This window comes from Micromonospora sp. BL4, from assembly GCF_003667505.1.
Taxonomy (GTDB): Bacteria; Actinomycetota; Actinomycetes; order Mycobacteriales; family Micromonosporaceae; genus Micromonospora.
The window spans coordinates 1-7701 of sequence record NZ_RCVJ01000047.1; the positions used below are offsets into that span (position 1 = coordinate 1).

The 7701-nt window shown below is 70.0% G+C and carries 7 protein-coding genes; 1 reads left to right on the forward strand and 6 read right to left on the reverse strand.

Going from position 1 to position 7701, the window contains the following annotated elements; all coding sequences use genetic code 11:
• The 6 genes from EAD89_RS01960 to EAD89_RS01985 form a co-directional block, all read right to left on the reverse strand.
• A partial coding sequence (locus EAD89_RS01960) for a LacI family DNA-binding transcriptional regulator (RefSeq protein ID WP_147458732.1) occupies positions 1-1030 on the reverse strand: 1030 nt, incomplete at its 3' end.
• Positions 1031-1112: 82 nt separating this feature from the next.
• Positions 1113-2546, reverse strand: a complete 1434-nt coding sequence (locus tag EAD89_RS01965) for a GH1 family beta-glucosidase (RefSeq protein ID WP_121674473.1) — start codon at positions 2544-2546, stop codon at positions 1113-1115.
• The gene (locus EAD89_RS01970) at positions 2543-3385 is read right to left on the reverse strand and encodes a carbohydrate ABC transporter permease (RefSeq protein WP_121657346.1); all 843 of its coding nucleotides are present in this window, start codon (positions 3383-3385) and stop codon (positions 2543-2545) included. Before EAD89_RS01970 ends, EAD89_RS01965 begins: the two co-directional genes overlap by 4 nt.
• 10 nt (positions 3386-3395) lie before the next feature.
• Positions 3396-4367 (reverse strand): carbohydrate ABC transporter permease, encoded by a 972-nt coding sequence (locus tag EAD89_RS01975; protein WP_121657345.1) that lies wholly within the window; start codon positions 4365-4367, stop codon positions 3396-3398.
• Positions 4368-4476: 109 nt separating this feature from the next.
• The gene (locus tag EAD89_RS01980; RefSeq protein ID WP_121657344.1) at positions 4477-5766 is read right to left on the reverse strand and encodes an ABC transporter substrate-binding protein; all 1290 of its coding nucleotides are present in this window, start codon (positions 5764-5766) and stop codon (positions 4477-4479) included.
• A 272-nt stretch (positions 5767-6038) separates the two neighbouring features.
• Positions 6039-6593: a plasmid pRiA4b ORF-3 family protein gene (locus EAD89_RS01985; RefSeq protein WP_121674474.1), complete on the reverse strand. Its 555-nt coding sequence runs from the start codon at positions 6591-6593 to the stop codon at positions 6039-6041.
• 150 nt (positions 6594-6743) lie between these two features.
• Here EAD89_RS01985 and EAD89_RS01990 point away from each other — a divergent pair, with 150 nt between their 5' ends.
• The gene (locus EAD89_RS01990) at positions 6744-7490 is read left to right on the forward strand and encodes a pyrimidine reductase family protein (protein ID WP_121674475.1); all 747 of its coding nucleotides are present in this window, start codon (positions 6744-6746) and stop codon (positions 7488-7490) included.
• The last annotated feature ends 211 nt before the right edge of the window (positions 7491-7701 follow it).

Sequence of the window (7701 nt, forward strand, 5' to 3'; positions counted from 1 at the left end):
GGATCAGTTGGGTGTCCAGGAGGATGTGCGGGGCGGGGAGGTCGTCGCCGCGGATCCGGGCGACCAGCAGCCGGGCCATCTGCCGGCCCATCTCCTCCACCGGCTGGAAGACGGTGGTCAGTGGCGGGTCCGCCTGCCGGGCGATCGGCGCGTCGTCGAAGCCGATCACCGCGACGTCCTCGGGCACCCGCCGGCCGGCCTCGCGCAGCGTCCGTAGCGCGCCGAACGCCATCAGGTCGGACGCGACGAAGACCGCGTCCAGGTCCGGGCAGGCATCCAGGAGTCGGCGCATGCCGGCCGCCCCGCTGCCCTCGCTGAAGTCGCCGTACGCGATCAGGTCGGGGTTGACGCCGGCCCCGGTGGCCTTGACCGCCTCGGTGTAGCCGGCCAGCCGGGCCAGGCCGGCGCCCATGTCCTGTGGACCGGCGATGGTGGCGATGCGTCGCCGTCCCCGGCCGGCCAGGTACTCCACGGCCTGCCGGGCGCCGCCCACGTTGTCCACGTCGACGAACCAGGCCGGCTGGGCGCCGGGTTGCAGCATCCGGGCCGGCCGGCCGCCGAGCACGGCGGGCAGGCCGCGCTCCTCCAGCAGGGTCGGCAGCGGGTCGGAGTCGTGCAACGACAACAGGAGTACGCCGTCGACGTGCTGGTTGGTCAGGTGGTGTTCGACCCGCTCCCGCTCCACCGGCGACTGGGCCATGGCCAGCCAGAGCTGCATCGGCGTCTCCAGCAGGCCGGAGCTGATCCCCCGCACGATGCCGGCGAAGAACGGCTCGGTGAAGACCCGTTCGCCGGATTCGGACACCACCAGCGCGACGGAGTCGGTCCGCTGGGTGACGAGGGCCCGGGCGGCCCGGTTCGGCACGTACCCCAGCTCGGCGATGGCCTGCTGGACCGCGGCCCGGGCCTCCGGGCTGACCTGGGGCGAGCCGTTGACCACGCGGGAGACCGTGCCCCGCCCGACGCCGGCGCGCGCCGCGACCGCGTCGAGGGTCGGGCGCCCGAGCGACCGGGTGCGCTGCGTTGTCATCGTCTGCTCCTCCGACGGCGGGCGGGCCCGGTGCCACCTGCGGGAGGTGGACACCAGGACCGCCCTGATGGCTGGCCCGAGCCTATTGTGCGGCCAGACCGTTGCGTCGGATCACCGAGGCGTACCACCTGGCGCTGGACTTGGGGATGCGAACCTGGGTGTCGTAGTCGATGTGGATCATGCCGAACCGCTTGGTGTAACCCCAGGCCCATTCGAAATTATCCATCAGCGACCAGGCGAAGTATCCCCGCAGGGGCACCCCGGCGTTGATCGCCTCGTGCGCGGCGCGCAGGTGGGCGTCGAAGTAGGCCAGCCGGTCGACGTCGTCGACCTCCCCGTCGACCACCGTGTCGACGAACGCGGAGCCGTTCTCGGTGACGTAGAGCGGCAGGTCGGTGTACTCGTCGTGCACCCGGCGCAGCGTCTCGACCAGACCCGGGGCGTCGATCTCCCAGTTCATGTCGGTGACGGGGATGCCCCGCGTCACGAACCGGACGTCCTCGCTGCCCGGCCAGCAGGAGGGCGCCCGCCAGTACGGCTCGGGCTCGGCGCCCTCGACCGGGGCGGCGACCACGTGCCGGCTGTAGTAGTTGACCCCGACCAGGTCCAGCGGGGTGGCGATGGTGGCCAGGTCACCGTCGCGTACGTGGTCGAAGTCGGTCACCGTGCTCAGGTCGGCCACCAGGTCCTCCGGGTACGACCCGCGCAGCAGCGGGTCGAGGAAGAACCGGTTGGCCAGCCCGTCGATGCGCCGGGCGGCGTCCACGTCCGCGGGGGCGTCGCTGGCCGGGTCGACCGGGTAGAGGTTGACGGTCACCCCCACCTCGGCGCTGGGTCGGGCGGCCCGCAGCGCCTGCACGGCGAGGCCGTGCCCCAGCATCAGGTGGTGTCCGGCGCGGACCGCGTCCGCCCCGTTGGACCGGCCGGGGGCGTGCACCCCGGAGCCGTAGCCGAGGAACGCCGAGCACCACGGCTCGTTCAGCGTGGTCCAGTAGCGCACCCGGTCGCCGAGCGCGTCGGCGACCAGCGTGGTGTAGTCGGCGAAGCGGGCTGCGGTGTCCCGGGCGGGCCAGCCGCCGGCGTCCTCCAGCGGCTGCGGCAGGTCCCAGTGGTAGAGGGTGAGCCACGGCTCGATGCCGTGCGCCAGCAGCTCGTCGACCAACCGGCGGTAGAAGTCCAGCCCCTGCGGGTTGGCCGCGCCGGCGCCGCCGGGCTGCACCCGGGGCCAGGAGACCGAGAAACGGTACGACTTGAGCCCCAGCTCCGCCATCAGCGCGACGTCGTCGCCGAGCCGGTGGTAGTGGTCGCAGGCGACGTCGCCGGTGTGCCCGGCGACGACCCGGCCGGCGGTGTGGCTGAAGGTGTCCCAGATCGACGGGGTACGGCCGTCCTCGGCCGCCGCCCCCTCGATCTGGTACGCCGCGGTCGCGGCCCCCCACAGGAAGCCGGGCGGAAAGGTCAGCCCGGGGCGCTCGTCGAGGACACCAACGGCGGGCGGGCTGGCGGGGTTGCTCACGACTTGACGGCACCTTCCATGATCCCGCCGATGATCTGGCGGCCGAACACGAGAAAGACGAGAACCAGGGGGATGGTGCCGATCGCCGTGGCGGCGAACACCTGGGAGTAGTCGGTGTAGTAGGCGTACGAGAGGAAGGAGAGCGAGACCTGGAGGGTCGGGTTCTCCGGGGTGAGGACGGCGTACGGCCACAGGAACGAGTTCCAGGTCTCCATGAAGGTCAGCAGACCGAGGACGCCGGCGGCGGGGCGCAGCGCGGGCAGCACGATGCTCCAGTAGATCCGGAACGTGCTCGCCCCGTCGACGCGGCCGGCCTCGATCAGCTCGTCGGAGATCGCCTGGCTGGCGTACTGCCGCATCATGAACACACCGAAGGCGCTGACCAGGAACGGCACGGTGACCGCGTAGAGGGTGTCGTACCACCCGAGGTCCTGCATCATGCCCCAGAGCGGGATGAGGCCCATCTGGGTCGGGATCATCATGGTGACGATGATCGCCAGCAGCAGGGCGTTGCTGCCCCGGAACTTCAACTTGGCGAAGGCGAACCCGGCCAGTGAACCGGTGAGCACCACCGACAGGGTGACCACCGAGGAGACGATGATCGAGTTCATCATGCCGGTGAGGAAGTTGGCGGCGTCGTTGTCGAGCACCCGCCCGAAGTTGTCACCGAACGCTCCGCCGGGGGTTACCGGTGGCGGGACATCGTTGATGGAGTCCAGGCTGCGAGTGCCGATCACCAGCATGTAGTAGAACGGGTAGATCGACAGCAGTGCCGCCAGGACGAGCGCCACGTAGGTCAGCGGACTGGTGCGCCACAGGCGCTGGGAAGCCGAGATCATCGATCTCTCCTCACTTCGCCGAGCGGCGGACGAGTAGGAAGTTGACCAGCGACACCAGGACGATGATCATGAAGATCGCCCAGGCGACCGCGGCTCCGTAGCCGGCGGAGTTCAGATTCACGATGCCCATCTCGTACATGTACATGGCCAGCGTCTGGAACTCCCGCTGGCTGCCGCCGAGAATGTTGCCGTTGGCGAAAAGCAGTGGCTCGGTGAAGAGCTGCATGCCGCCGATCGTGGACAGGATGACCACGAAGATGAACGTGGGCTTGAGCATGGGCAGGGTGATCTGCCAGAACTGCCGCCACGGGCTGGCGCCGTCGATCGCCGCGGCCTCGTAGAGATCCTTCGGGATCGCCTGCATTCCGGCGAGCAGGATCAGGGTGTTGTACCCGGTCCAGCGCCAGTTGACCATCGAGGAGATGGCGAACCACGAACTCCACCGCTGCCCGTCCCAGTCGACCGGGTCGACACCGACGAGGCTCAGCAGCCAGTTGAACAGGCCGAACTCCCGCTGGAACAGCATCCCGAAGACGATCGCGACCGCGGCCACCGACACCACGTTCGGCATGAAGATGGCCATCCGGAAGAAGGTCTTGGCGCGCAGGAAGGTCCGGTTGAGCAGGTTCGCCAGGAAGAGGGCGAGCAACAGCTGCGGGATGGTCGACAGGGCGAAGATGCCGAACGTGTTGACCAGCGCGTTCCAGAAGTACTCGTCGGAGAACAGCCGGGTGTAGTTGTCGAAGCCGATGAACGAGTGGTCGCCGATCATGTCCCAGTCATGCAGCGACATCCAGGCGGTACGCACCATCGGGTACAGCCCGAACGCACCGAAGATCACGAAGAACGGGGCGACGTAGAGGTACGGCGAGTACTTGACGTCGAGACGGTTGAGAAGCCTTCCCCGGGAACGCCCGGAAGGGACGTGGGGAGAAGGAGGTGCTGCTGGCGACGGCGGCGCCGTCGTGGCCGACAGGCTCATGCGAATGTCCTTTTCCGGCGAGGCCCGGGGGCCCTCGCGCAGGGTGCTACGCGGAGGGGACCGGCCGGTGGCGTCCGGGAAGCCCCGAACGCCACCGGCAGGGAATCACTCAGAAGACACCCTGAGTCTTTGCGTCCTTCGTGAACTGCTCCCAGGCCTTCGCCTTGTCGGCCTGCCCGCTCTCGAACGCCCGCAGGGCCGGCTCGAGCGCGTTCTCCTTGACCGCCTGGTGCTTCGGGCCCAGGTGGGTCGGCTGGATCTTGGCGACGCTCTCCCCGAAGATCTTGCCGGTCGGCGCGTTGCTGAAGTACTCGTTGGTGTAGCCGATGAACGCCTCGTTCTTCAGCGCCTCCAGGTTGGTGGGCAGCGGGCCCTTGGCCTTGAAGGCCTCCACCTGGCTCTTCGCGTTGGTCAGGTACTCGGCGAGCTTCGCCGCCTCCTTCGGGTACTTGCTCTGCGCCGGAACCGCGAGCCACGAGCCGCCCCAGTTACCGCCGCCGCCCGGCACGGACGCGACGTCCCACTTGCCCTTGTTGGCCGGGCCGGAGTTCTCCGAGACGATGCCGAGCATCCAGGACGGGCAGAAGGTCGCCGCGAAGGTGCCCTGCTTGAAGCCACCCGACCACTCCGGTGACCAGGTCTGCGCCTTGGCGGAGATGTCCGCCATCGAGGTGGCGGTGTCCCAGGCGTTCTTCACCGCGGGGCTGGTGTCCGCGATGATGTTGTCTTCCTTGTCGTAGAACAGGTCACCGTTGCCCTGGAACATCACGCCGTTGGAGACGGCGGTGATCGAGTCGATGAACGCCTTGCCGCCGCTACCCTGCTTGTACTTCAGACCGGCGTCGTGGAAGCCCTTCCAGTCCGGCCAGAGCGCCGACACCTGGTCGCGCTCGGTGGGCAGGCCGGCGGCCTGGAACAGGTCCTTGCGGTAGCAGACGGCGAGGCTGCCGACGTCGGTCGGGAGGCCGATCAGTCGACCGTCCGGCGCCTTGCCCAACTCCCACTTCCAGGGCAGGAACTCCTTGGAGTGGTCGGCGACCAACGGGTTGAGGTCGGCCCAGTTGCGCGCGTTGGGCTTGAACTCGTTGAGGATGCCCTCTTCCAGGGCGGTGACGTCCGCGGCGCCCTTGCCGGTGGCAAGGTAGCGGACCAGCTTCGGCCGGTACTCAGCGAGCTGCGCGGTCTTGCGCAGCTCGACCTTGATGCCGGTGTCCTTCTCGTACTGCTTGACGATGTCGTCGTAGCCGAACTCGCCGAAGGTGTCGACGACCAGCTTGGCCGGCTTCTCGCCGGCCGCCGGCTCGTCGTCGTCGTTGCCGCAGGCTGCGAGACCGCCGATTGCGGTGATCGCGGCCAGGGCAGCGGCCGCCAGGCGGGTACGCCGCGTGGTGACACTCATTCGCTGACCCCTCTTTCCGGTGGTGAGGCTGGGTGGTTGTGGTGGGGGGTGCTCATCGCGCCAGCCCGGGATAGGTGCGTGCGTGACCCATGCCACCCCGGGAGCGCTCCCATGAGATTGCCGGCGGGTAACGGGGGTGTCAATAGGGCGATGGGAGCGTTCCCAGATCGTTACCGCCATCGACCGCGGTGACGGGTCATCCGAAAAAGCGAGAATCCCGGCACCCCGGCCGGTGACTCACCGAAGATGCCCGGCTACCGGGGGACTCCGGGTCAGCAGAAGCGGCGCAGCAGGGTGCCGGTGCGGCCGGCGTCGAAGCGGGACGGGTCGAACGTGGAGCCGGCCCAGTCGCGCAGGGCGGCGTGCGCCGGGTCGGCGAAGTCGGCCGGATCCGCCAGCGCGACCAGCAGCGCCTGATAGCCCGACGGGCCGCCGATACCCTCCGGCGGGCAGGCCCGCTCGCCCTCCAGGCAGACCGGGTACCGCTCCTCGGGGTCGGCGGTCAGCGCGTCCTCGACCACCAGGTCGTGCTCCCACCAGTCGCCGAAGTCGTAGGTGTAGGAGAACCGGCTGCCCTTGCCGAGCACCGCGTCGAGCCGGACGTCCAGCTCGTCGTGCAGCGCCAGCTCGCCGTCCGGGTCGGGCTCGCCGTACTGCACCGCGTCGATCTCGAACGAGTGCAGGTGGCAGTCCCGCCAGCCCATCGCGTGCTGCACCACCCGGTGCAGCCGATCCAGTGTGTAGCCGGCCGGAACGAGGACGCGACGCCAGACCGGCGGACGGACGCCGGCGAGGGACATCTTCAGCTGGAAGATCTGACGCGGCATGCTGTCCTGTCCTCCCGCGGCTTAGGCTGCCAGCATGATCTGCCGATCGTGCCGGGCCCGGCGACACGACGAATGCCCGGGCCGGAACTGGTGCGACTGCCAGCACCGTACCGCCCGACCGACCCCTCCGGTCACCGGTCCGGCCAGCGAATGACCGTCGGAATCCCGATCCGACGGCTCTGGCCCGAGCCGTCGGACCTGCCGCTCGACGACGCCACGCTCACCGCTCTCTACGGCCGTGCCGACCAGCCCCGGTTGCGGGTCAACTTCGTCGCCAGCCTGGACGGCGCGGTCACCGTCGACGGCTACTCCGCCGGGCTCTCCGGCGAGCCGGACAAGCGGGTCTTCAGTCTGCTGCGGATGCTCTGCGACGCGCTGGTGGTGGCCGCCGGCACGCTCCGCCACGAGGGCTACCGGGCGGTCCGGCTCGACGAACGCCGCCGCGCCTGGCGCCGGGAGCACGGGCTGGCCGAGTACCCGACGCTGGTCGTCGTCTCCGGCTCGCTCGACCTCGACCCGGCGCAGGCCGCCTTCGCCGACGCGCCCGTACGGCCGGTGGTGCTCACCCACGCCGGCGTGGACCCACCACCCGGGCTGGCCGACGTCGCCGACGTGCTGCGCTGCGGCACCGACCGGGTCGACCTGGCCGCCGGCCTCGACGAGCTGCACCGGCGGGGGCTGACCCAACTGCTCTGCGAAGGCGGCCCGCACCTGCTCGGAGCGCTCACCGCCGCCGACCTGGTGGACGAGCTGTGCCTCACCGTCGCGCCGCTGCTCGCCGGGCCCGGACCGGGCCGGATCACCGCCGGCGACGCCACGCCACCCCGGCAGCTCCCGCTGCGGCACGTGCTCGCCGCCGACGACGGCGTCCTCCTGCTCCGCCACGCCCGGGGCTGACCTCCGGCCGCTGTCCGTCCGATTCAAGGATCGCCCAAGGTTTCCTGCATCCCGGTCGCGGATCGTGACTCTCGGAACGGCCGTCGTCGGGCGTACGCACCGCGTCCGGCACGGCCCTTCCGACCTCATTCCTCTACCAGTCCGGCTGGCGCGGCCGGTACTACAGCTGCCTGACCGGCTGAACCGGGCCGGCAGACGGAGGGGACGGGGG

Coding starts and splice junctions, on each gene's coding strand:
- EAD89_RS01990 (WP_121674475.1), top strand. CDS start 6,744: ATGACCGTCGGAATCCCGATCCGACGGCTCTGGCCCGAGCCGTCGGAC.
- EAD89_RS01980 (WP_121657344.1), bottom strand. CDS start 5,766: ATGAGTGTCACCACGCGGCGTACCCGCCTGGCGGCCGCTGCCCTGGCC.
- EAD89_RS01975 (WP_121657345.1), bottom strand. CDS start 4,367: ATGAGCCTGTCGGCCACGACGGCGCCGCCGTCGCCAGCAGCACCTCCT.
- EAD89_RS01970 (WP_121657346.1), bottom strand. CDS start 3,385: ATGATCTCGGCTTCCCAGCGCCTGTGGCGCACCAGTCCGCTGACCTAC.
- EAD89_RS01985 (WP_121674474.1), bottom strand. CDS start 6,593: ATGCCGCGTCAGATCTTCCAGCTGAAGATGTCCCTCGCCGGCGTCCGT.